Here is a 22,415-nt window from a genome sequence, read left to right as displayed (position 1 = left end):
GTCCTGGTGGGATGCCGGGCGCTTGCGGCGGATCAGACGCAACATGATACGCGCCTTGCCCAACGGAAAAGCCCCGCCGGGGGCGGGGCCTTGTCTGAAACGCCATGCCGAAAACCCTGACGCGGCAGGGGCGTGGAAGCGCGTCAGGGGTGGTGGATCACCATATGCGTGAACGGTGGCACGTAGGCCTGCAGCGTCACGAACAGGCCCACCAGGATTGCCAGCACGATCGAGTGGAAGAACACGTAGCGCAGGATGTCGCCCTCGTGGCCGTACCACTTGGTCGCGGTCGAGGCCACCACGATCGACTGCGCGTCGATCATCTTGCCCATCACGCCGCCCGAGCTGTTGGCCGATGCCATCAGCACCGGCGACAGCCCCAGCTGTTCGGCGGTGGTCTTCTGCAGGCCGCCGAACAGCACGTTCGAGGCCGTGTCCGAGCCAGTCAGCGCCACCCCCAGCCAGCCCAGCATGGTGCCGAACAGCGGGTAGAACACGCCGGTGTGGGCAAAGGCCAGGCCCAGCGTGGCGTCGAGGCCCGAGTAGCGGGTCAGGTAGCCGACGCCGAACATCGCGCAGATGGTCAGCAGCGAGTAGCGCACCAGCTTGACGGTTTCCCAGTACTCCTTGAACAGCCGTGGCACCGAGTAGCCCATCAGCAGGCCGCCGGCGATGGCCGAGACGAAGATGCCGGTGCCGGCCATCGACAGCACGTTGAAGTTGAACACCGCGCCTTCGATGACTTCCTTGGGCACCACCGGCGGCACCTTGACGATGGCCTTGTCGAGGCCCGGCACCGGGAATTTCCAGGCCCACAGGCTGTCCATCAGCTTCTTGAACTCGGGAATGCCCCAGACGAACACGAACACCGTCAGGATCACCCACGGCATCCAGGCCTTGGCCACCGAGATCCCGGCCGAGGCGGCGCTGGCGCGGGCGTCGGCTTCGAGCGCCTCGGGGTGGTCGACCTTGGAGTCGTCGTGGCGGCCCAGGATCTTGGTCGAGGTCCAGATTTGCTTCGGATGCCAGACCTTCAGGAACAGCGTCAGCGCGCCCATCGACACCAGCGCGGCGATCACGTCCACCAGCCACGGGCCGTGGAAGTTCGACACCAGGTATTGCGGGATGGCGAAGCTCACGCCCGCCACCAGGATCGCCGGCCAGATCGCCAGCATGCCGCGGAAGCCGGCGAAGGCCCAGATCAGCCAGAACGGCACGATCACCGAGAAGAACGGCAGCTGCCGGCCGATCATCGCCGACAGGTCGAGCAGGTCCAGCCCGGTCACCGACGCCAGCCCGATGATCGGCGCGCCCAGCGCGCCGTACGCTACCGGCGCGGTGTTGGCGATCAGCGCCAGGCCCGAAGCCGCCAGCGGCGAGAAGCCCAGCCCGATCAGGATCGCGCCGGTCACGGCCACCGGCGTGCCGAAGCCGGCCGCTCCCTCGAAGAAGGCGCCGAAGCTGAACGCCACCAGCAGCAGTTGCAGGCGGCGGTCTTCGGTGATGCCGGAGATCGAGTTCTGCAAGACCTTGAACGATCCGTTCAGCGTGGTCAGCCGGTGCAGGAAGATGATGTTCAGCACGATCCAGCCGATCGGGAACAGCCCGGAGACGATGCCCAGCCCCGCTGCCTTGCCCGCCATGGCCGCCGGCATGCCGAACACGGTCGAGGCCACCACGATGCCGATCAGCAGCGCCAGGCCCGCGGCCAGGTGGGCCTGCATATGAAAGAACGCCAGCGCTGCCAGCAGCACGGCGACGGGAATGCCCGCGGCAATGGTCGACAGCGCCATATTGCCTAGCGGGTCATAGACTTGACTCCACACGATCGAAATCCTCCTCTGGTTTGGCTCGGGCGCCCTGGCGATCTGCGTGCCCTGGAACTCCCCGCATGCGCTTTGCACCGGCGTGCGGTATCCGCCGCGCCGGCAAAGAACAAGGATTTTAAAAAAGGGCTTGCCGGCGCCCGCCGTACATCGCGTCATGATCGCGATGAGCCACATTCAGGGATCAGGGTTTGCCCGGAGAGCATGGCGGTGCACATGGGGCCCTTGCGGCACACCCGGCCAGAGTACTCTAAACGGCGCCCGTTGCAAAAGTATGCAAGTCAGCCGTGCGCCCGCAGGACTGGCGTTGGCGACGATTGCCGCCCGCTGGCGCGGGCGCGGCCATGGCGCCATACTGGCGGGCAGCGCGCCGGCACACCGCCGGCGCCATCCCACTTCGAGGCGAGGTTCCCATGACTGAATTCCTTCCGCCGTGGCCGCTGCTGACGGCCTTCGTGGTGGCCAGCCTCGCGCTGGCGATCACGCCGGGCCCGGCCGTGGTCTATATCGTTACGCGCACGCTGGCGCAGGGCCGGCAGGCCGGGCTGGCCTCGATCGGCGCGGTGGCGCTGGGCAACCTGGGCAATGCCATCGGCGCCTCGCTGGGGCTGGCGGTGCTGTTCTCGGTCTCGGCGCTGGCCTTCACGGTGGTCAAATACGCCGGCGCGGCCTACCTGATCTGGCTGGGCCTGCGCGCGCTGCGCGGCGCCGGCACCAGCGCCGCTGGCGACAGCCCGGAAGTGTCGCCGCGCAGCCTGCGCCAGGTGGTGCGAGATGGCTTCGTGGTGGCGCTGCTGAACCCCAAGACCGCGATCTTCTTCGCGGCCTTCCTGCCGCAGTTCATGAACCCGGCGGGCTCGGCGCTGGCGCAGAGCCTGGCGCTGGGCGTGGCCTTCGTGCTGATCGCTGCGACCACGGACGCCTGCTACGTGATGGCCGCCGCCGCGGTGATGCCGGCGCTGCGCCGCGCCGGCCGGGCGCGCGCGCTGGGCCGCTACCTGACCGGCGCGGCCTTTATCGGGCTGGGGGTATTCACGGCGGCGTCGGGTTCGCGCGCGCCGAAGTAGCAGGGCGGGGTAAAAAAACTGCCGCGGCTCAGCGCAGCGGCAGTTCCAGGATGCCGCCCGCGGCGGGGCGGGCGCGCATGGCGTTGAGCCAGCGCTCCAGCTCGGGGCGCGGCTGGTGCTGGCGCGGCAGTCCCATCCAGCGGTGCGCGGCGCAGGCCAGCGAGATGTCGGCCATGGTAAAGCGGTCGCCGCCGATGAATTCGCGCCCGGCCAGCGCGCGGTCCAGCAGCGCTGCCAGCGGCTCGGTGCGCTCGCACGAGTCCTCGATGGCGGCCGGGTCGCGCTCGGCTTCGGGCTTGCGCACCAGGTTCAGGAACGCCGTCACCATCGCCGGGCTGAAGGCGGTGGTCTGCCAGTCCATCCAGCGGTCGGCCGAGGCGCGTGCCTTGACGTCCTCGGGCCACAGCGTGCCCTCGCCGTAGCGCGCGCACAGGTAGCGCACGATCGCATTGGACTCCCACAGCACGAAGGGCTCGCCGCCGAGATCCGTGCCGCGGAAATCCTCGATCACGGGGATCTGGCGGTTGGGGTTCAGGCGCACGTAGGCCTCGGTGTCGAGGTCGCCCTTGGTCACGCCGATATCGATGCGCTCATGGTCCAGGTGCAGCTCGCGCGCGCACCAGACCACCTTCTGCACGTTGATGGAGGAAAGCCGGCCCCAGATACGCAACATGTCGTCTCCCAAGTCAGGTGCGCCCGCGTTTGCCCGTTTATCCGTGGCTTCAGGCCGCGCGCGGCTGGCGCGCCGCGGCAATGGCTTCGCGGAACAGCTCGCCGAGGATCGCCACGCCCTGTTCGATGCGCTCCGCCGGCACCGTGACGAAGGCCAGGCGCAGCGCGTTGCGCTTCGGGTTGTTGGCGTAGAACGGCGCGCCCGGCACGTAGGCGACGTTGCGCCTGACCGCTTCCTCCAGGATCACCATGCTGTCCAGCCCCTCGGGCAGTTCCATCCAGATGAACATGCCGCCTTCGGGGGTATTCCAGCTGACGCCCTCGGGCATGTGGCGCGCGAGCGCATCCAGCATGGTCTGGCACTGCTTGCCGTAGAGCTCGCGGATGGTCGGGATGTGCGTGTCGAGCAGGCCGTCGCGCACGGTCTCGTAGGCCACCCGCTGCGTGAACGTGGGCGTGTGCAGGTCCGAGGCCTGCTTGGCCTGGCACAGCTTGAAATGCAGCTCGGGCGGGGCGATCACGTAACCCAGGCGCATGCCGGGGGCCAGTACCTTCGAGAACGAGCCCATGTAGATCACGCCGTCCGGGTTCATCGACAGCAGGCTCGGCAGCTGGTCGCCGGTGTAGCTGAGCGCGCCGTAGGGATCGTCCTCGACCAGCAGCACGCCCAGTTCCTGCGCGCGCGCCACCAGCGCCTGGCGGCGTTCCAGCGGCAGGCGGCGCCCGGTCGGGTTCTGGAAGTTGGGCAGCGCGTACAGGAAGCGCGCGCCGGCGGTCAGCTCGGGTGTCAGCGCCTCGGGCAGCAGGCCCTTGTCGTCGCTGGGGATCGAGACGAATTCCGGCTCGAACAGCGAGAACGCCTGCAGCGCGCCGAGGTAGCTGGGGGTTTCCACCATCACCTTGCTGCCCGGGTCGATCATCACCTTGGCGATCAGGTCCAGCGCCTGCTGCGAGCCGGTGGTGATCAGCACGCGCTCGACCGACACGTCATGGCGCCGGGCGACGAACTCGCGCAGCGGCAGGTAGCCTTCGGTCGCGGCGTATTGCAGCGCCGCCTGCGGGTTGTCGGCGAACACGCGGGCCGTCGCGGCTTCCATCGCCGCTACCGGGAACGACGCCGGCGACGGCAGGCCGCCGGCGAACGAAATGACTTCCGGTCGCTCGGTCACCTTCAGGATTTCGCGGATGGCCGAGCTGGTGAGTTGCTGCGCCCGGCGGGAGATGGCCCATTTCATGATGTGTCTCTAGTCTGCGGTGATTCTTGGGAGAGCGGCACGGCAACGACCTGCCGCTCAGTCAACGATAAAGCTTCAGCCCTGCACTTCGGCGATGAGTTCGATCTCGACGCACGCGCCCAGCGGCACCTGCGCCACGCCGAACGCGCTGCGCGCGTGCTTGCCCTTGTCGCCGAAGACCTCGGCCAGCAGCTCGGAGGCGCCGTTGGTGACCAGGTGCTGCTCGGTGAAGTCGGTGGTCGAATTGACCAGGCTCATCACCTTGACGATGCGGGTGACGCGGTTCAGGTCGCCGACATGCGCATGCAGCGTCGCCAGCAGGTCGATGGCGACGGCGCGGGCGGCGGCCTTGCCGGTGTCGGTGTCGATGTCCTGGCCCAGCTTGCCGGTCCATACCTTGCCGTCCTTGCGCGCGATATGGCCGGACAGGAACACGGTGTTGCCGGTCTGCGCGGCCATCACGTAGGCGGCGGCGGGGGCGCTGACGGCCGGCAGTTCGATGCCGAGGCGGGCAAGGGTATCGTAGACCGAGGTTTGGGACATGTAGGCTCCAGTCAGTGAATGCGTCCGGGAAGGATCGGTGAGGGTTCCGGCGCAGGTGCGGGTTGCTGCACGGCGGCGCGGCGGCCCAGGGCCACGACGGCAATCACCGCCACCGCGAAGGCGATGGTGGCAGCGTCGAGCGGCTCGGACAGGATCAGCGCGCCGCCCGCCAGCGTCAGGAACGGCTGCAGCAATTGTATCTGGCCGACGCGGGCCACGCCGCCTTTTGCCAGGCCGGCGTACCAGAAAAGGAAGCCGACGAACATCGAGAACACCGAAACATAGGCCATGCCGCCCCAGGCCCGCGGCGACGCCGCGGCGATCGCCGGCAGGTCGCGCAGCATCAGCCAGGCCACCACCGGCACCAGCACCGGCAGCGATACCACCAGCGCCCAGCTGATGGTTTCGAGCCCGCCCAGCTCGCGCGACAGCTTGCCGCCCTCGGCATAGCCGAGCGCGCCCAGCAGCACCGCGCCGAACAGGAACCAGTCGGCATGCTGCAGGCCGCCGGCTCCCTGCCACACGGCAAAGCCCACCACCAGCGCGCTGCCGGCCAGCGCCGACAGCCAGAACGCCGGCGACGGCCGCTCGCGCCCGAACCACGCGGCGAACACCGCGGTCGCCAGCGGCAGCAGCCCGATCACGATGGCGCCGTGGCTGGCCGGCACCTCGCGCATGGCCAGCGAAGAAAACAGCGGAAAGCCCGCCACCACGCCCAGGGCGGTCACGGCCAGCCGCGCCCATTGCCCGCCGCTGGGGCGCCGGCCCGCGCGCAGCGCGCCGCGCCAGGCCAGCAGCGCCAGCGCCAGCAGCGCGGCCAGCACGGCTCGCGCCAGCGCGACGAAGACCGGGTCCAGCTCCGCCACCGCCATGCGCGTGAAGGGCAGGGTCTGGCTGAAGATCGCCACGCCGATCAGGCCCAGCAGCATGCCGCCGGAGGCCGGCACGGCGGGAGCCGGCGGTAGCGTCGATGACAAGGGCGTTTGCGGAGCGGGGCGGCTGGCGGGCATGGTTGGCCTCGGTGTTGTCAGGGGTGTCGAGCGCGTGCTCAGGCTGGCGCGGGAATGCCGGGGCGGGCGCCGACCGCAATCCACAGCGCCGTCAGCGCCAGCGCTGCGCCCATGGCGCGGTTGAACCAGCGCACGCGCTGGCCGTGCTGCAACCACTGCCGCAGCGACGCGCCCACCGCGCCATAGAGGCCGTTGCTGACGAAGCCCAGCACGCCGAACACGCCGCATACCAGCAGCACGCGCTGCACCGGCGACGCCGCGCCCGCCATGTACGACGCCGCCACCGCCAGCGCCAGCATCCAGGCCTTGATATTGGCGTACTGCAGCGCCGCGGACTGCCACACGCTGAGCGGGCGCAGCACCTGCTTTTCGGCCAGCGCCGCGCTGCGCGCGATCTTCCACGCCAGCCACAGCAGGTAGGCGACGCCGGCTGCGTGCACCGCGGCGGCCAGCGCGGGCTGGCCCAGCACCAGCGCGCCCACGCCCAGCGCGCACAGCGCCAGGATGCTGGCAAAGCCGAAGGCGACGCCGACGCAATGCGGCAGCGTTGCGCGCAGGCCGAAGTTGGCCCCGCTCACCGCGGCGATGGTGGTGTTGGGTCCGGGCGTGAACAGGCCGACCGTCAGCAGCGTCAGCAGCGCCGCGAACTGCGCCCCGCTCAGGCCGGTGAGCAAGTCCGTGAGCAATGCCGAAGCGGTCATGCGAACGCCACCGCCACGCGCCGGTTGGTGCGGCTCTTCTTTTCGATCTTCGTCACCACCACCGCGCCGATTTCGCCGGTGTTGGCCACATGCGTGCCGCCGCACGGCTGGCGGTCGACGCCGGGGATCTCGATGATGCGGATGCTGGCCGTGCCCGCCGGCGGCGCGGCGCCGATGGTGCGCACCAGGTCGGGCTGGGCGGCCAGCTCTTGCGGCGTGATCAGGGTGGTGCGCACCGCGGTGTTGGCGCGGATCAGCGCGTTCAGGCGCTCGGTCAGATCGGTCTTGTCGAGCGTCGATTCGGGCAGGTCGAAGTCGATGCGCGCGCTGTCCGGCGAGATGCCGCAGCCGGTCACCGGCACCGGGATCAGCGAGCCCAGCAGGTGCAGGCAGGTGTGCAGGCGCATCAGCCGGTGGCGGCGGTCCCAGTCGATCGCCACGGTGACGCGCTCGCCGACGCGCGGCAGCGGCGCCCCGGTGGCCGGCACGTGCAGGATGCGGCGGCGGTCGTCGGCGTCGACCGTGTCGACGATGGCCACGGAGCGCCCGTCGGCCAGCGTCAGCGTGGCGGTGTCGCCGGCCTGGCCGCCGCTGCGCGCATAGCACACGGTCTCGTCGAGCTCGATGCCCTCGGGGCTGACGGCCAGCACGGTGGCGGCGCAGTGGTCGAGGTACGGGTCTTCGTCGAAACGCTTGCGGGTGGCGGACATCGGGGGCTCCCTGGACTTGTTATGAGGATGGCTAGCGCAGGGTGCGGATGCCCTGCGCGGTTTCGATTTCGGCAGTCAGTTCAGGCTGGCCGTCGTGCTGCTCTACGGCGATCAGAGGACCGGCGCCGAGCCAGTCCAGCCCCTGGCGCAGCAGTTCAGCGCGGGGATGGCGCGCGCACAGCCGGCGCAGCGCCAGGTCCTGCCGCGGCAGGCTGGCGCCGGGGTAGGCGGCCACGTCCCACTGGATCAGGCTCGGCAGCGCGCCGTCGCCGGCGCTGCCGGCTTCGCCGGGCCAGGCCGGCAGGCTGCCGTCGGCCGGTACGGTGATGCGCCAGTGCAGGCCGCCGCGGCTCATGGGGATGACGGGGGCGATGCGTTCGGGATACTGCGCCTGCCAGCGGCTCAGGTCGGCTGGCCGTTCCACGCGCGCGGCCCAGTGCAGCAGGAACGGGCCGTCGCGCAGCCGTTGCTGGACCGCTTCGCTGTCCAGGCCGAACCAGCGTGGCCGCGCCGGCGCGGCGGCGGCCGGATCGATCGCGATCACTTCCAGGTAGATGCCGCCGAACAGGCCCAGCACGCGGTTGTGCGTGCCCATGGCCGCATGCGCGCCGCCGCCCTGGGGCGCAATGCCCAGCACGCCGGCAACGTAGTCCGTGCCGGTGTCGAGGTCAGGGGCGGCAACGACGAGGTGATCGAGGGCTAGCTTCATCTTGGCTTGATGGTAGACAAGGTACTCGGTACAGTACCGGTACAGTTGAGCGGATCGTCTTCAGTACAGTTGCAGGAGCAGCACATGGATGCCCAATCCAGCAAGGGCGACGCCGGCGGCGACAGCGCCGCCGCGGCCCGCCAGAAGGATAGCCGAGGCGGCACGCAAGCCCCAGCCGGCGCCGCGCCGGCGCGCGCGCTGCAGCTGGTGCTGCCGTCCTCCACCGCGCGCTTGCCGGACCCGGTGCCGTCGGCGCAGATGACGCTGGTCGAGCAGCTGACCGAATGGGCGCGCATGCGCATCGACGAGCGCGTGTTCCGCGCCGGCATGCGCATGCCGTCGATCCGGCAGCTGGCGCAGGAGAAGGGCATCTCGCGCTTTACCGTGGTCGAGGCCTACGAGCGGCTGGTGGCGCTGGGCTACCTGGAATCGCGCCGGGGCTCGGGCTTCTACGTGCGCGAGCGGGCCCCGGCCGCGCCGGCGGCCCCGGTCTCGCCCGATGCGCCGGCGGCGCGCAAGATCGACGTGACCTGGCTGCTGCGCAGCATGTTCCATACCGCCGAGGCGCACAAGGCGCCGGGGCTGGGCTTCCTGCCCAACGACTGGCTCGACGGCGAGCTGATCGCCAGCGCGCTGCGCGGGCTCGGCCGCCAGCCCGGCAACCATTTTCTCGCCAGCGGCACGCCGCAGGGCTTCCTGCCGCTGCGCCAGCAGCTGCGCACCCGGCTGGAAGAACTGGAGATCCGCGCCGGCGCCGAGCAGATCGTGCTGACCTCGGGCATCACCCAGGCGCTCGACCTGATCGCCCGGCTCTACCTGCAGCCCGGCGACGCGGTGCTGGTGGGCGACCCGGCGTGGTTCGTGATGTTCGGCCGCTTTGCCGCGCAGGGCGCGCAGGTGATCGGCGTGCCCTACACCGGCGAAGGGCCGGACCTGGAGGCGCTGGAGCGCATCGTGCAGGCGCGCCGCCCCAAACTGTTCGTCATCAACTCGGTGCTGCACAACCCGACGGGCACCTCGCTGTCGGCCGCCAAGGCGTTCCAGCTGCTGCGCATGGCCGAGCAGTACGACTTCCTGATCGTCGAGGACGACATCTACTGCGACCTGTGCCCGCCCGGCCACGCCGCCACCCGGCTGGCCAGCCTGGACCAGCTGCGCCGGGTGATCTACCTGGGCAGCTTTTCCAAGACGCTGGCAGCCAACCTGCGCGTCGGCTTTGTCGCCGCGCATCCGGAGACGGTCGCGGCGCTGACCGACAGCAAGCTGCTGGCCGGGCTGGCTACGCCAGAGATCAACGAGCGGGTGCTGTACAAGGTGCTGACCGAAGGGCATTACCGCAAGCACGTCGAGCGCGTGCGCACCCGGCTCGACCGCGCCCGCGACGAGACCCGGCGCGAGCTGGAGCGGCTGGGCCTGCGCCTGTTCCCGGGGCAGCATGCCGGCATGTACCTGTGGGCCGACACCGGGCGCGATTCCAACGCCATTACCACCGCCGGCCACGAAGAGGGCTACCTGTTCGCGCCGGGCAGCCTGTTTTCGCCGTCGCAGATGCCGTCGGGCTGGATGCGCTTCAACGTCGCCAGCAGCGGCGACCCCGACATGCTGCGCTTCCTGGCGCGGCAGCTCGAACGGCTGTAGTCGGGGCGCTTGCCGCAACCCCGGGTCTTGAAAATGGCCCGGACGTCCCTATTTTTGCCGGCACGGCCCCGGCGGCCACCCAACCCATCCAGATTCGCCTGTTTTCAAGAGGAGAACCATGAACGCACCGCACGAGACGATGAGCTTCCAGGCGGAAGTGAAGCAGCTGCTGCACCTGATGATCCACTCGCTGTACAGCAACAAGGAAATTTTCCTGCGCGAGCTGGTCTCGAATGCTTCGGACGCCACTGACAAGCTGCGCTTCGAGGCGATTGCGAATCCGTCCCTGCTCGAGAACGACGCCGACCTGGCCATCCGCATCGAGGCTGATTCCAAGGCGCGCACGCTGAAGATCACCGACAACGGCATCGGCATGAGCCGCGACGAGGCTATCCGCAACCTCGGCACCATCGCCCGCTCGGGCACCAGGGAATTCTTCCAGCAGTTGTCCGGCGACCAGCAGAAGGACGCGGCGCTGATCGGGCAGTTCGGCGTCGGCTTCTATTCGGCCTTCATCGTCGCCGACAAGGTCACCGTGGAAACGCGCCGCGCCGGCCTGGGCGCCGAGGAGGCGGTGCGCTGGGAAAGCGCCGGCGACGGCGAGTTCACCGTCGACGCGATCGCGCGCGCCGAGCGCGGCACCACCATTACGCTGCACCTGCGCGAGGGCGAGGACGACTTCCTGTCGGCGTGGCGCCTGAAGAGCATCATCCAGAAGTACTCGGACCATATCTCGCTGCCGATCCGCATGCCCAAGGAAGTGTGGGACGCCGAGGCCAGCAGCTACAAGCGCACCGACGAGTGGGAGAGCGTGAACCAGGCCAGCGCGCTGTGGACCCGCGCCAAGTCCGACATCACCGACGAGCAGTACACCGCCTTCTACCAGCATATCGCGCACGACAACGAGGCGCCGCTGGCGTGGACCCATAACCGCGTCGAAGGCCGCAGCGAATACACCCAGCTGCTGTACATCCCGGCGCGCGCGCCGTTCGACCTGTGGGACCGCAACCACAAGGCCGGGCTCAAGCTGTACGTGAAGCGCGTCTTCATCATGGACGACGCCGAGCAGCTGCTGCCGGGCTACCTGCGCTGGGTCAAGGGCGTGGTGGATTCGTCCGACCTGCCGCTGAACGTGTCGCGCGAACTGCTGCAGGAAAGCCGCGACGTCAAGGCGATCCGCGAGGGCTGCACCAAGCGCGTGCTGTCGATGCTGGAATCGATGGCGGACAGCGAGGACGAAGCCGAGCGCGCCAAGTACGACACCTTCTGGCAGCAGTTCGGCCAGGCGCTCAAGGAAGGCGCCGGCGAAGACCAGGCCAACCAGGAACGCGTGGCCAAGCTGCTGCGCTTCGCCTCGACCCATAACGACACCGCCGAGCAGAACGTGTCGCTGGCGGCCTATGTCGGCCGCATGAAGGAAGGGCAGGACAAGATCTACTACGTGACGGCCGACACCTGGTCCGCCGCCAAGAACAGCCCGCACCTGGAAGTGTTCCGCAAGAAGGGCATCGAGGTGCTGCTGCTGACCGACCGTGTCGACGAGTGGATGCTGTCGTTCCTGCGCGAGTTCGAAGGCAAGGAGCTGGTGTCGGTGGCGCGCGGCGACCTCGACCTGGGCAAGCTCGCCGACGAGGCCGAGAAGGCCGAGCAGGAAAAGGCCGAGGCCGACTGGAAGGACGTGGTCGAGCGCGCCAAGGCCGTGCTCGCCGGCAAGGCCAAGGATGTGCGTGTGACGCTGCGCCTGACCGAGTCGGCATCGTGCCTGGTCTCGGACGAGGGCGACATGAGCGGCTACCTGCAGCGCCTGCTCAAGCAGGCCGGCCAGAAGGCGCCGGACGCCCAGCCGATCCTGGAACTGAACCCGGAACACGCGCTGGTGAAGAAGCTGCGTGACCTTCCGGAAGGCGACGCCTTCAGCGACCGCCTGCAGGTGCTGTTCGACCAAGCGCTGCTGGCCGAGGGCGGCATGCTGGAAGATCCCGCGGCCTACGTGCAGCGCGTCAACAAGCTGCTGGCCTGACGAAGGCGATTGTTCGCTCCCCTCTCCCGCTTGCGGGAGAGGGAGACCACCATCGCAGTTTTTGCACTGTCAGCAGCCCGAGCGAGGCCCTGCGTTCTTGCCATGCCCGACACCTCCCTACCTCAACCCGACCTCCACCAGGGCCTGCCCCCCGTCATCGACACCCATACCCGCGTGCTGGTGCTGGGCAGCTTTCCCGGTGCCGCGTCACTGGCCGCACGCCAGTATTACGCTCATCCCCGCAACCAGTTCTGGCCGCTGCTGGGCGCGCTGACCGGCGAGCCGCTGGCGGAACTCCCCTATGCCGAACGGCTGGTGCGGCTGCTGGCGCATCGCATCGGCGTGTGGGACGTGCTGGGCGCGTGCCAGCGCGAAGGCAGCCTGGACAGCAATATCCGTTATCCGCAGGCCAATGATTTCACGCGCCTGCGCGCGCTGGCGCCGTCGCTGCGGCGCATCGGCTTCAATGGCGGCACCTCCGGCCGCTTTGCGCCGCAGTTTGCCGCGCAGGGCTACGAGACCGTGGTGCTGCCATCGTCCAGCCCGGCGCATGCCGCGCGCAGCTTCGAGCAGAAGCTGGCGCTGTGGCGCAGCCTGCTGGACTGAGAGGCTTGTCGCCGCATTGCGTGTATGGAATCGGCCTGCCCGGAAGTGACGCGTTCCGGATTGCCGTGGGCCATCGCGCACCTATACTGGAATCGGGCCGGCCCATGATTCCAAACCGGGAGTATCGGCCGCTCCTTGTGCGCCTTGCGGGCTCGCACTTTCTGACGCATGGCGCGAATGCATCGGAAGTGAGTTGCCTGAGCCGGCAAAGTTGCAGGCAAGGAGGCAATCATGTTCAAGCATCTCCTGCTGGCGGTCGATGGCTCCGACCTGTCTGAATCGGCGTTCCGCAAGGCGCTCGCGCTGGCGCGGGACATGGGGGCGCGTACCACCGCGGTGCGCGTCTGTCCGAACTACCACGTGCTGACCTACCAGGTCGAGATGCTGGAGGACACGCGCGAAACCTACGTCAGGGAAGCCGCGGCCGGCGCCACGCAGTACCTGCGCGAGCGCGCCGAGGAAGCCAGCGCAGCGGGCGTGCCGTGCGACACCGCCTATGCCGTCAACGACCACCCCTACGAAGCCATCATCAAGACCGCCGAGGACAAAGGCTGCGACCTGATCGTGATGGCATCGCACGGGCGGCGCGGCATTCAGGGCATGCTGATCGGCAGCGAGACGCTGAAGGTGCTGACGCACAGCAAGATCCCGGTGCTGGTCTATCGCTAGCACCTGCGACGCGCGGCAAACCAGCAGGCCCCGGGGCACCGGTTGCGACACCGGCGCGGCCGGGGCCGCTTTTTTGCCGCCGCCAGGCGCTTCTGGCATCCTGAGGGCCTGTCCGCAGCCTTGTCCGCAGCCCTGTCCGGCGCCTGCGCCGGCCCGCCGCCGCACCTTTCTGTCACAATGCCGGCGGCTGGCGCACCCGCCATGGTTTCAAAGGTGATCTCCCTATGCGTATCTTCGGCATCAGCATCCATATCATCGTTGCACTGTTCTTTGCCGTGCACGCGGTGCGCACGCACCAGAACATGTACTGGCTGCTGATCCTGTTCCTGTTCCCGGGCCTGGGCAGCGTGGTCTATTTCTTTGCGATCTACCTGCCCGAGCTGCGCCAGTCGCGCGGGGCGCGCGCGGCGACGCGCGCCATCACGCAGCTGGTCGATCCCAACCGCGCCGTGCGCGAGGCCCGCTCGGATTTCGACCGGGCCCCGACGGTGGCGCACCGCATGCGCCTGGGCGCGGCGCTGCTCGCCGCCGGCAAGCCGGCCGAGGCGCTGCAGCACTACCAGGCGGCCGCCAACGGCCCGTTCGCGACCGATCCCGCGCTGCTGCAGGGCCTGGCGCAGGCGCAGTTCGCCACCAGCGATGCGCCCGGCGCGCTGGCCACGCTGGAGAAACTGTTCGCGGCCCAGCCGCACGCGCGCCAGCAACCCGAGCCGGCCCTGCTGTACGCGCAAGCGCTGGCCGCCACCGGCGCGGCCGGCACGCGCGCCGCCTTCGAGCAGGCGCTGACCAGCGCCAGCGACGCCGCGCCACGTTGCCTGTTCGCCGACTGGCTGGCCGCCCAGCCCGACCCGGCCGACCGCGAGCGCGCGCAGCAGCTCTATGCCGAAATCATCCACGATGCCCGCCACTGGCCGCGCCATGCACGCGACCACAACCGCGCCTGGCTGCAGCGCGCGCAGGCGGCGCTGGGCAAGTAAATCCGCGTTCGTTCCCATTGCCCCCGGCGCGGGCGGCGAACGCCTTTCTCGACGACATGACCCTACTGAAACGCAAATCGATTGAAGCCGTGGCCTCGCGCCGTCCGGCACGCGGCACCCGCACCCGCGGCGAGGCGCCGGCCCGCGAAGAAAAACGCATGACGCCGCGCTTCGCGCCGGTGACGTTCTCGGAAATGGAAGGGGTGCGCTACCTGCACTTCGGCACGGAATGGGTGCAGGGCGCGATGCGGCTGCGCAAGCCGGACGCGATCGAGCTCGAATACGCGCAGCAGATGATGGCCTGGCTGCTGTTCCTGTCGCCGTCGGTCGATGAGTTCCACGTGGTGCAGCTGGGCCTCGGCGCCGCGGCGCTGACCAAGTTCTGCCATCGCCAGTTCAACCGCGCGCGCGTGACCGCGGTCGAGCTGAATCCCGCCGTGATCGTCGCCGGGCGCAGCATGTTTGGCCTGCGCGCGGACGACGCGCGCCTGACCGTGCGCGAGCAGGACGCCTGGGACTACGTCATGGACGGCGCCCACGCCGGCGCCATCGACGTGCTGCAGGTCGACCTGTACGACGCCACCGCGCGCGGCCCGGTGCTGGACACCACCGCGTTCTACCGCGCCTGCCGCCGCACGCTGAAGGCCCCCGGCGTGATGACGATCAACCTGTTCGGCGACCACGACAGCTTTCCGAAGAACATCGAACGCATCTGCGACGCCTTCGACAACCGCGTGCTGGTGTTCCCGGAAGTGCATGACGGCAACATCATCGCGCTGGCCTTCAACGGGCCGGAAATCGATGTGTCGTGGGCGGTGCTGGAAGCGCGCGCCGACGTGGTCGAGGACACCACCGGGCTGCCGGCGCGGGACTGGGTGCAGAAACTGCGCGCGGCCAATGCGCGGCAGGAACAGCGGTTGAGGATTTAAGCGCCTCTCTCCCGCCCGCGGGAGAGAGGAGAAAACCCTCGGTGCGCGGACGCCTTCACTCCTTGTGAAAGAACTGCGCCAGCGACCACTCGTCCGTCCGCGCCTCGTACTTCAGTCCCTTCTTCATCGCCCACATCGCCAGCTGGCTGTGCGACGGGATGATCGCGTGGTCGGCCAGTGCAAACTTTGCCGCGATGCGGGCATTTTCCTCGCGCGCCTTGTCGCTGCTGACCGTGGTCAGCGACTTCTCGATCAGCTGGTCCAGCTGCGGGTTGCTGTACTTGCCCCAGTTCCAGGTACCGTAGCCGGTCTTCGGGTTGGGCGTGCCGGTGATCGAGCGCAGCGCCACGTCGGCGGCAGCCGAGCCCCAGCCCAGCATCTGGAAGGCAAACTCGCCCTGGCGCGCGCGCGTGAAGTAGGCGGCCACCGGCATGGTTTCGACCTTGGTCTGGATGCCGATGCGGGTCAGCATGCTGGCGGTGGCCTGCGCCACCGCGGCGTCGTTCAGGTAGCGGTTGTTGGTGGCGTGCAGCGTCAGGCCAAAACCGTCGGGGTAGCCGGCCGCGGCCAGCAGTTTCTTCGCGCCTTCCGGGTCGTAGGCCTCGGGCTTGGTGCCGGGATGCCCGAAGATTTGCGGCGACACGATCGACGACGCCGGCACGGCCAGTCCCTCCATGATGCGGCTGACGATGGCGTCGCGGTTCAGCGCCTTGCTGACCGCGGCGCGCACGCGCGCATCCTTGAACGGATTCTTGCCCAGCGGCTTGCCGGCCTTGTCGGTGACGAAGGGCGGGTTGTCGCGCGACTGGTCCATCTGCCAGAACACGGTGCGCCACGACACCTGCTGCTCGATCTTGAACTTCGGGTTCTGCTTGAGCTTGGCCACGTCGGCCGAGGGCACGCTCTCGATCACGTCGACATCGCCCGCCAGCAGCGCCGCGCTGCGCGCGCCGTTGTCGGTGATGATGCGGAACACCGCGCGGTCCCACTCCGGCTTGGGGCCCCAGTAGTTGGGGTTGCGCTCCATCACGATTTCCTGGCCGCGGGCAAAACGCACGAACTTGAACGGGCCGGTGCCGATCATGGCCTTGCCCGAATCGAAATCGTTCTGCGTCAGCGTGGCCGCGATCTTCTTCGGCATGATCGGCACGCTGTTCAGGTCGTTGGCCAGGTTGGCGTAGTTGGGCACGCTCATGGTCAGGCGCACGGTCAGCGGGTCGGGCGTGTCGATGCGGGCGATCGGCTTGGTGTAGCTGGTGAACGAGCCCGGGCTGTTGACCAGCTTCTCCGGGCGCTCCAGCGAGGCCTTGACGTCTTCGCTGGTGAAGGGCGAGCCATCGTGCCATTTCACGTTGGGACGCAGCTTGATCTCCCAGGTGATGGCATTGACCGGCTTCCACGACAGCGCCAGGCCGGGGATGTAGCGGGCGTTCTTGTCCATGAACACCAGCGACTCGAACACATGCAGCGCGATGGCGTTGTTGGGGCCGGCATTGTTCCAGTGCGGATCCATGGACGTGACGTCGGCGGCCAGGCCGATGCGCAGGTCTTCGGCATGCGCGGCGCCGGCCGGCAGCAGGGTGAAGGCGGCGCTGCCGAAGACGAGCGCCGCGGCGGCACGGAGCACCGCGCGGCGCGCAGGGACGGAAGGGCTGCGCGGCGGACGTTGCGGCGGCAAGGCGTGGATCATGGTCATCGGGCAGGCTCCTCGTACGGGTCCGCGCCGGCGCGGACGGGTTCTCAGGCGGGTTTGTCCTGCATTGTGCCGCTAAAGTGGCATGGTTGCAGCTTGCCGGCAGGGCTGCCCGGTAAAATGGCGTCCATGTTCGCCAATTCCCGCACCATCGTCTCGGCGCAGTCCGATGTCCATGAACACCTGGCCGCGCGCGTCGCGCGCCACCTCGCCGAGCCGTTCCGCAAGCCCATCGGCGAGCCCAGCCGGCGCGAGCTGGCCGCGGCGCTGCAGCGCTGGCAGCAGGCCGGCGGCGCGCCGCTGATCCTCGATGCCGGCTGCGGCGTGGGTGAAAGCACGCTGCGCCTGGCCACGCAGTTTCCCGACCATTTCGTCATCGGCGTCGACCAGTCCGAAAAGCGCCTGGCCGCCGGCAAGGACTGGTGGGGCGACGCACCGATGCCGGCCAATTTCTGCTGGGCCCGCGCCGACCTGGTCGATGTCTGGCGCCTGCTGCAGGCGGATGCGGTGCCGGTGGCGCGCCACTACGTGCTGTACCCTAACCCGTGGCCCAAGATCGGCCACGTGGGGCGGCGCTGGCAAGGGCATGCGGTGTTTCCGGCGCTGGCGGCGTGCGGCGACTACCTCGAGTGCCGCAGCAACTGGCGCATCTATATCGACGAGTTCGCGCAGGCGCTGGAACTGGCGGGACGGTCGGCGCGGGTCGAGGCCTGGGCGCCGGCGCAGCCGATGACGCCGTTCGAGCGCAAGTACGCGGCCTCCGGCCATGGCTTGTGGCGCTGCGTCAGCGAGCGGCAGCCTGGCTGAACGCCCGATGAAAAACGGCCCGCAGTGCGGGCCGTTTCGCTGTCTGGCGCGGCCGGCGCGCCTCAGTGGAACAGCGGTTGCTGCGTGGGCGCGTCCTCGGGCAGTTCGGCGTGCACGATCTCGCCATTGCGATCCGCGTACAGCGGGGTGCCGCAGTCTTCGCAGTATTCCGGATCGAACAGCGCGGCGTGGCGGAAGATGTCCTCGACGCCGGCATTGCGCAGTTCCTCGCAGATCTGCTCGAGCGGATTGCCTTTTTCGTCGGCATCGACCTCGCCGGCTTCGCGGCCGTAGACCGGCCACACGATGCCGTAGATCACATCCTTCTCGCCGCGCATGGTGAAGCCGACGCGGTATTCCTCGACCACTTCCTCGCCGAAGGCGGCCACCACCGCGGCCAGCTGCCCCGCGGAGATGTCCAGCGTGCCGCACAGGTAGTTGACGGCGGCGCGCACGGTCAGCGGGCGGATGCTCTTGTCGGATTCGCGGCAGGACAGGAAGAACGCGTCCGGCAGCAGCAGCTCGAACTCGCAGCCCGGCAGCAGCAGCGCCACCGAGGGCTGCACCTGGGTGCGCCATTGCTCCAGGCAGGTCGAGCGCTCGGCGTGATGGTCCTTGGCGTCTTCCTGCCAGCGGAACAGCGCCTGTTCGCGCGGCGCCACCACCACCGCCAGCAGGTAGCGCGGGTCGGCCAGGATCGGCGCGGTCTCGGGCAGGTCGCGCAGGTCGACCTTGGGCACCGCGCCGGCCAGGGCGGCCGCGGCCAGCTTGTGCGTCAGCGCGAAGGTGTCGCTGTGCGTGCGCGGCAGCTGGTCGATGCTGTACAGGTAGGGCGACAGCGCGACCTTGGTGCCGTTGGCGAGTACATGTGCCTGCAGGTGCACCGCCAGCGTCTGCGCCAGTTCGGGCTTGAGCGCGCCGGACGGGATCGCGTAGCGGGTGTGCGCCAGGATCGGCGCGGCGATCAGCAGCGCGTCATAGTGCTGGCCGTCGACCTCGATCGAGGCGGATTCGGCCAGCGTCTCGGCCTGCTCGGCGAGCACGTCGGAGGCGTCGGCATTGTGCTTGAACAGGTGCTCAAGCGCCGCATCGAGCGCGGTCTGGCTACCGTTTTTCAGCAGGCGGCCAAGGCGCTGCGAAAGCCGCCGCTCCCAGTATCCGTCCTCCATGCGGCTGCCCGATGCGTCGAGGGCGAGCGCATCGGCCACCAGACGCTCGGCGTCGGGAGAGAGTCGCGGGGAAGCCTTGGGGCGAAAACCTGCCATAGAAAGAAACCGTCCGTTTTTTGCGTAAAACGGTATTCTACTCGTTGCGTTGACAGGGAGACCGCTATATGCGTGCGACCTGTGTGAACGCTGCTGCCTGCGAGGGATTTTATTTCTCGGCCGGGGCGGAGGCTGCAGGGGCTGCGGGCGCGTGGCTTTCGACGCTGTGCGACTCGCCGGAAATGGAAACGTCGCTGCCGCCCTTGGTCAGCAGGTAGAGGGCCGCGCCGGCGACCACGATGAATGCGATAAGAATCTTGACCATGGTGTCTCCTGGTTCTGGGTGATGCCGGGGTCCGGCTTGCGGCTGTTCGACCGCGTTCTTGTGCGACACAGTTTGACAGCCATGGCTTGCGTCAAACTTACACGCGTCGGGCCGGGCCGCAGGTGATGCCGGGGACGCAAGCGCCAGGAAAAAAAACGCCGCTCGCCCCGCCCCTGGAAAAGGGCACGGCGGGCGGCGTCGATGGCGCGGATGGCGCTCAGGCGGCCAGCAGCTGGCGCAGCACGAACGGCAGGATGCCGCCGTGGTTATAGTAATCGACCTCGATCGGCGTATCGATGCGCAGCAGCACCGGCACGCGCTGCACGTCGCCGTTGGCGCGCTTGATCACCAGCACCACGTCCTGCTGCGGCTTCAGGTCGCCCTCGATCCCCTCGATGTCGAAGGTCTCGTTGCCGGTGATGCCGAGCGTCTGGGCGCTGTCGGCGCCCTTGAACTGCAGCGGCAGCACGCCCATGCCAACCAGGTTGGAGCGGTGGATGCGCTCGAAGCTGCGCGCAATCACGGCCTTCACGCCCAGCAACTGGGTGCCCTTGGCGGCCCAGTCGCGCGACGAGCCGGTGCCGTACTCTTCGCCGCCGAACACCACCGTGGGCGTGCCCTCGGCGACATACTTCATCGCCGCGTCGTAGATCGACATCTGCTCGCCGCTGGGCTGGTGGATGGTGATGCCGCCTTCCACGCGTGCGCCATCCGCCGTCGGCGGGATCATCAGGTTCTTGATGCGCACGTTGGCGAAGGTGCCGCGCATCATCACCTCATGGTTGCCGCGGCGCGAGCCGTAGCTGTTGAAGTCGGCCTTGAGCACGCCGTGGGACAGCAGGTACTTGCCCGCGGGCGAGGTGTCCTTGATCGAGCCTGCCGGCGAGATGTGGTCGGTGGTTACCGAATCGCCGAAGATGCCCAGCGCGCGCGCGCCGCGCACGCTGGCCGTGGCCGCCGACGGCTCCATGCTGAAGTCCTGGAAGAACGGCGGCTCGGCGATATAGGTGGAGCGCGGCCAGTCGTAGACCTGGCCCTTGGTGCCCTGGATCGCGCCCCACAGCTTGCTCGGTTTCTTGACCTGCTCGTAGTTGCCCTTGAAGGTCTTGGCGTCCATCGCATACTTCATCAGCGCGTGGATCTCGTCCGAGCTTGGCCAGATGTCGCCCAGCCAGATGTCGCGGCCATCCTTGCCCTTGCCGACCGGCTCGGTCATCAGGTCGCGCGTGACATTGCCGGCGATGGCATAGGCCACCACCAGCGGCGGCGATGCCAGGAAGTTGGCGCGAATGTTCGGGTGGATGCGGGCCTCGAAATTGCGGTTGCCCGACAGCACCGCGGCCGCGACCAGGTCGTTGCTGGTGATGGCCTCGTTCAGCTCCGGCGTCAGGTCGCCGGCATTGCCGATGCAGGTGGTGCAGCCGTAGGCGGTCACGCCGAAGCCCAGCTTTTCCAGGTACGGCAGCAGGCCCGCGGCCTTCAGGTATTCGGTGACCACGCGGCTGCCCGGCGCCAGCGAGGTCTTGATATGCGGCGCCACGCTCAGCCCGGCTTCCACCGCCTTCTTGGCCAGCAGGCCGGCACCCAGCAGCACGCTGGGATTGGAAGTGTTGGTGCACGAAGTGATGGCGGCGATCAGCACGTCGCCGTTGCGCACTTCGATGCCGTCTGCGGTGCTGTAGCTGCGGCCCAGTTCGGCGGCATCCTTGTTGAAGCCGTTTTCGGCCACCGGCTTGCTGAACAGCGAGGCAAAGGTGCTCTTGACGTTGCCGATCTCGATGCGGTCCTGCGGGCGCTTCGGCCCCGCCAGCGACGGCGCCACCGTGGCCAGGTCCAGCGTCACCACCTTGCTGTAGTCGATCTCGCCGGCCGCGGGGATGCCGAACATGTTTTGCGCGCGGAAATAGCCCTCGAACGCGGCGATTTCCTCGTCGGTGCGGCCGGTGCCGCGGAAGTATTCGATGGTCTTCTCGTCCACCGGGAAGAAGCCCATGGTGGCGCCGTATTCGGGGGCCATGTTGCCGATGGTGGCGCGGTCGGGCAGGGCCAGGCTGGCGGTGCCTTCGCCGAAGAACTCGACGAACTTGCCCACCACCTTCTCCTTGCGCAGCATCTCGGTGATGGTCAGTACCAGGTCGGTGGCGGTGACGCCTTCGCGCAGGCGGCCCTTGAGTTCCACGCCAACCACGTCCGGCGTCAGGAAGTACACCGGCTGGCCCAGCATGCCGGCCTCGGCCTCGATGCCGCCGACGCCCCAGCCGACCACGCCGATGCCGTTGATCATGGTGGTGTGCGAATCGGTGCCGACCAGCGTGTCAGGGTAGTAGACGCCGTCCTTCCGGTGCACGCCGCGCGCCAGGTATTCCAGGTTGACCTGGTGCACGATGCCGAAGCCCGGCTGCACCACGCCAAAGGTGTCGAAGGCCTGCATGCCCCACTTCATGAACTGGTAGCGCTCGTTGTTGCGCTGGAATTCCAGTTGCATGTTCAGGTCCAGCGCCTTCTTTTCGCGGAAGTGGTCGATCTGCACCGAGTGGTCGACCACCAGGTCGACCGGCACCAGCGGCTCGATCTGCTTGGGATTCTTGCCCATCTTCTCGGCGACGTTGCGCATCGCCGCCAGGTCGGCCAGCAGCGGCACCCCGGTGAAGTCCTGCAAGACCACGCGTGCCACCACGAACGGGATCTCGTCGACGCGCTCGGCGTTGGGCTTCCAGTTGGCCAGCTGGCGGACGTGTTCCTCGGTGACCTTCTTGCCGTCGCAGTTGCGCAGCACCGATTCCAGCACCACGCGGATCGACACCGGCAGGCGGCCGATGTCCAGGTCCAGTGCCTGGCCCAGCTGGGGCAAGGAGTAATACTGGCCCTTGCCGGAAGAGCCGATGCTGAATTCTTTTAGCGTGTTCTTGAGGTTGTGGGGCATTGCCGTACTCCGATCGAAGGATGATGCGATGGCATTGGCTCGGACCTGAATCGAGACCCCGGTGCGCTGCCACGGCGTTTGACCGCGGTCCGAGGCAGGCAGCGCACTGCAACTGCATACTCTAACCGGGGTGCGGCTTGGCCGCCACCC

At 68.5% G+C, this 22,415-nt stretch carries 20 protein-coding genes; 8 read left to right on the top strand and 12 right to left on the bottom strand.

Annotated elements, in window-relative coordinates:
- Positions 1-143: 143 nt before the first annotated feature.
- On the bottom strand, positions 144-1,826 hold the full coding sequence (locus ACEI37_RS22080) for an L-lactate permease (protein WP_373378157.1): 1,683 nt from the start codon (positions 1,824-1,826) through the stop codon (positions 144-146).
- A 413-nt stretch (positions 1,827-2,239) separates the two neighbouring features.
- Here ACEI37_RS22080 and ACEI37_RS22075 point away from each other — a divergent pair, with 413 nt between their 5' ends.
- Positions 2,240-2,893: a LysE family translocator gene (locus ACEI37_RS22075; RefSeq protein ID WP_373378156.1), complete on the top strand. Its 654-nt coding sequence runs from the start codon at positions 2,240-2,242 to the stop codon at positions 2,891-2,893.
- A gap of 28 nt (positions 2,894-2,921) precedes the next feature.
- On the opposite strand, the gene ACEI37_RS22070 is transcribed toward ACEI37_RS22075, so the two are convergent.
- From ACEI37_RS22070 to ACEI37_RS22040, 7 genes are all read right to left on the bottom strand, one after another.
- Positions 2,922-3,566 (bottom strand): glutathione S-transferase family protein, encoded by a 645-nt coding sequence (locus tag ACEI37_RS22070; RefSeq protein ID WP_373378155.1) that lies wholly within the window; start codon positions 3,564-3,566, stop codon positions 2,922-2,924.
- 49 nt (positions 3,567-3,615) lie between these two features.
- Entirely contained in the window at positions 3,616-4,800 is a 1,185-nt protein-coding gene (locus ACEI37_RS22065) for a PLP-dependent aminotransferase family protein (protein ID WP_373378154.1), read from the bottom strand.
- A 75-nt stretch (positions 4,801-4,875) separates the two neighbouring features.
- The gene (locus ACEI37_RS22060) at positions 4,876-5,343 is read right to left on the bottom strand and encodes a RidA family protein (protein ID WP_012353394.1); all 468 of its coding nucleotides are present in this window, start codon (positions 5,341-5,343) and stop codon (positions 4,876-4,878) included.
- 11 nt (positions 5,344-5,354) lie between these two features.
- Positions 5,355-6,353 (bottom strand): DMT family transporter, encoded by a 999-nt coding sequence (locus ACEI37_RS22055; protein WP_373378153.1) that lies wholly within the window; start codon positions 6,351-6,353, stop codon positions 5,355-5,357.
- Positions 6,354-6,391: 38 nt separating this feature from the next.
- Positions 6,392-7,054, bottom strand: a complete 663-nt coding sequence (locus ACEI37_RS22050) for a LysE family translocator (protein ID WP_373378152.1) — start codon at positions 7,052-7,054, stop codon at positions 6,392-6,394.
- Positions 7,051-7,764, bottom strand: coding sequence for an alanyl-tRNA editing protein (locus ACEI37_RS22045; RefSeq protein ID WP_373378151.1), 714 nt, complete (start codon positions 7,762-7,764; stop codon positions 7,051-7,053). Before ACEI37_RS22045 ends, ACEI37_RS22050 begins: the two co-directional genes overlap by 4 nt.
- 31 nt (positions 7,765-7,795) lie before the next feature.
- Positions 7,796-8,473 (bottom strand): VOC family protein, encoded by a 678-nt coding sequence (locus ACEI37_RS22040; protein WP_373378150.1) that lies wholly within the window; start codon positions 8,471-8,473, stop codon positions 7,796-7,798.
- A gap of 84 nt (positions 8,474-8,557) precedes the next feature.
- Between ACEI37_RS22040 and ACEI37_RS22035 the strand changes: the two genes are divergently transcribed.
- The 6 genes from ACEI37_RS22035 to ACEI37_RS22010 all read left to right on the top strand — a co-directional run bounded on the left by ACEI37_RS22035 (position 8,558) and on the right by ACEI37_RS22010 (position 15,312).
- Complete coding sequence (locus tag ACEI37_RS22035; RefSeq protein WP_373378149.1) at positions 8,558-10,111, top strand: PLP-dependent aminotransferase family protein; 1,554 nt, start codon at positions 8,558-8,560, stop codon at positions 10,109-10,111.
- Between the two features lie 118 nt (positions 10,112-10,229).
- Complete coding sequence (gene htpG, locus ACEI37_RS22030; RefSeq protein ID WP_373378148.1) at positions 10,230-12,131, top strand: molecular chaperone HtpG; 1,902 nt, start codon at positions 10,230-10,232, stop codon at positions 12,129-12,131.
- Positions 12,132-12,233: 102 nt separating this feature from the next.
- Positions 12,234-12,737, top strand: coding sequence for a DNA-deoxyinosine glycosylase (locus tag ACEI37_RS22025; RefSeq protein ID WP_373378147.1), 504 nt, complete (start codon positions 12,234-12,236; stop codon positions 12,735-12,737).
- A 231-nt stretch (positions 12,738-12,968) separates the two neighbouring features.
- A complete protein-coding gene (locus ACEI37_RS22020; RefSeq protein ID WP_373378146.1) occupies positions 12,969-13,406 on the top strand; it encodes a universal stress protein in 438 nt (145 codons plus the stop codon).
- A 224-nt stretch (positions 13,407-13,630) separates the two neighbouring features.
- The gene (locus ACEI37_RS22015) at positions 13,631-14,383 is read left to right on the top strand and encodes a hypothetical protein (RefSeq protein WP_373378145.1); all 753 of its coding nucleotides are present in this window, start codon (positions 13,631-13,633) and stop codon (positions 14,381-14,383) included.
- 56 nt (positions 14,384-14,439) lie between these two features.
- Positions 14,440-15,312 carry a spermidine synthase gene (locus ACEI37_RS22010; protein ID WP_373378144.1) on the top strand — a complete coding sequence of 291 codons (873 nt, stop codon included), beginning with the start codon at positions 14,440-14,442 and terminating at the stop codon, positions 15,310-15,312.
- 55 nt (positions 15,313-15,367) lie between these two features.
- On the opposite strand, the gene ACEI37_RS22005 is transcribed toward ACEI37_RS22010, so the two are convergent.
- Entirely contained in the window at positions 15,368-17,008 is a 1,641-nt protein-coding gene (locus ACEI37_RS22005; RefSeq protein ID WP_373378143.1) for an ABC transporter substrate-binding protein, read from the bottom strand.
- 117 nt (positions 17,009-17,125) lie between these two features.
- Between ACEI37_RS22005 and ACEI37_RS22000 the strand changes: the two genes are divergently transcribed.
- Positions 17,126-17,812 (top strand): tRNA (guanosine(46)-N(7))-methyltransferase TrmB, encoded by a 687-nt coding sequence (locus ACEI37_RS22000; RefSeq protein WP_373378142.1) that lies wholly within the window; start codon positions 17,126-17,128, stop codon positions 17,810-17,812.
- Positions 17,813-17,874: 62 nt separating this feature from the next.
- On the opposite strand, the gene ACEI37_RS21995 is transcribed toward ACEI37_RS22000, so the two are convergent.
- The 3 genes from ACEI37_RS21995 to acnA form a co-directional block, all read right to left on the bottom strand.
- On the bottom strand, positions 17,875-19,077 hold the full coding sequence (locus tag ACEI37_RS21995; protein ID WP_373378141.1) for a DUF2863 family protein: 1,203 nt from the start codon (positions 19,075-19,077) through the stop codon (positions 17,875-17,877).
- Positions 19,078-19,186: 109 nt separating this feature from the next.
- The gene (locus ACEI37_RS21990) at positions 19,187-19,342 is read right to left on the bottom strand and encodes a hypothetical protein (RefSeq protein WP_165835099.1); all 156 of its coding nucleotides are present in this window, start codon (positions 19,340-19,342) and stop codon (positions 19,187-19,189) included.
- Positions 19,343-19,559: 217 nt separating this feature from the next.
- On the bottom strand, positions 19,560-22,265 hold the full coding sequence (gene acnA, locus ACEI37_RS21985; RefSeq protein ID WP_373378140.1) for an aconitate hydratase AcnA: 2,706 nt from the start codon (positions 22,263-22,265) through the stop codon (positions 19,560-19,562).
- Between the last annotated feature and the right edge of the window lie 150 nt (positions 22,266-22,415).

Origin of the sequence: Cupriavidus nantongensis (assembly GCF_041726985.1) — a bacterium.
Lineage (GTDB): Bacteria > Pseudomonadota > Gammaproteobacteria > Burkholderiales > Burkholderiaceae > Cupriavidus > Cupriavidus nantongensis_A.
This window is presented reverse-complemented; position numbering and strand designations above follow the sequence as displayed.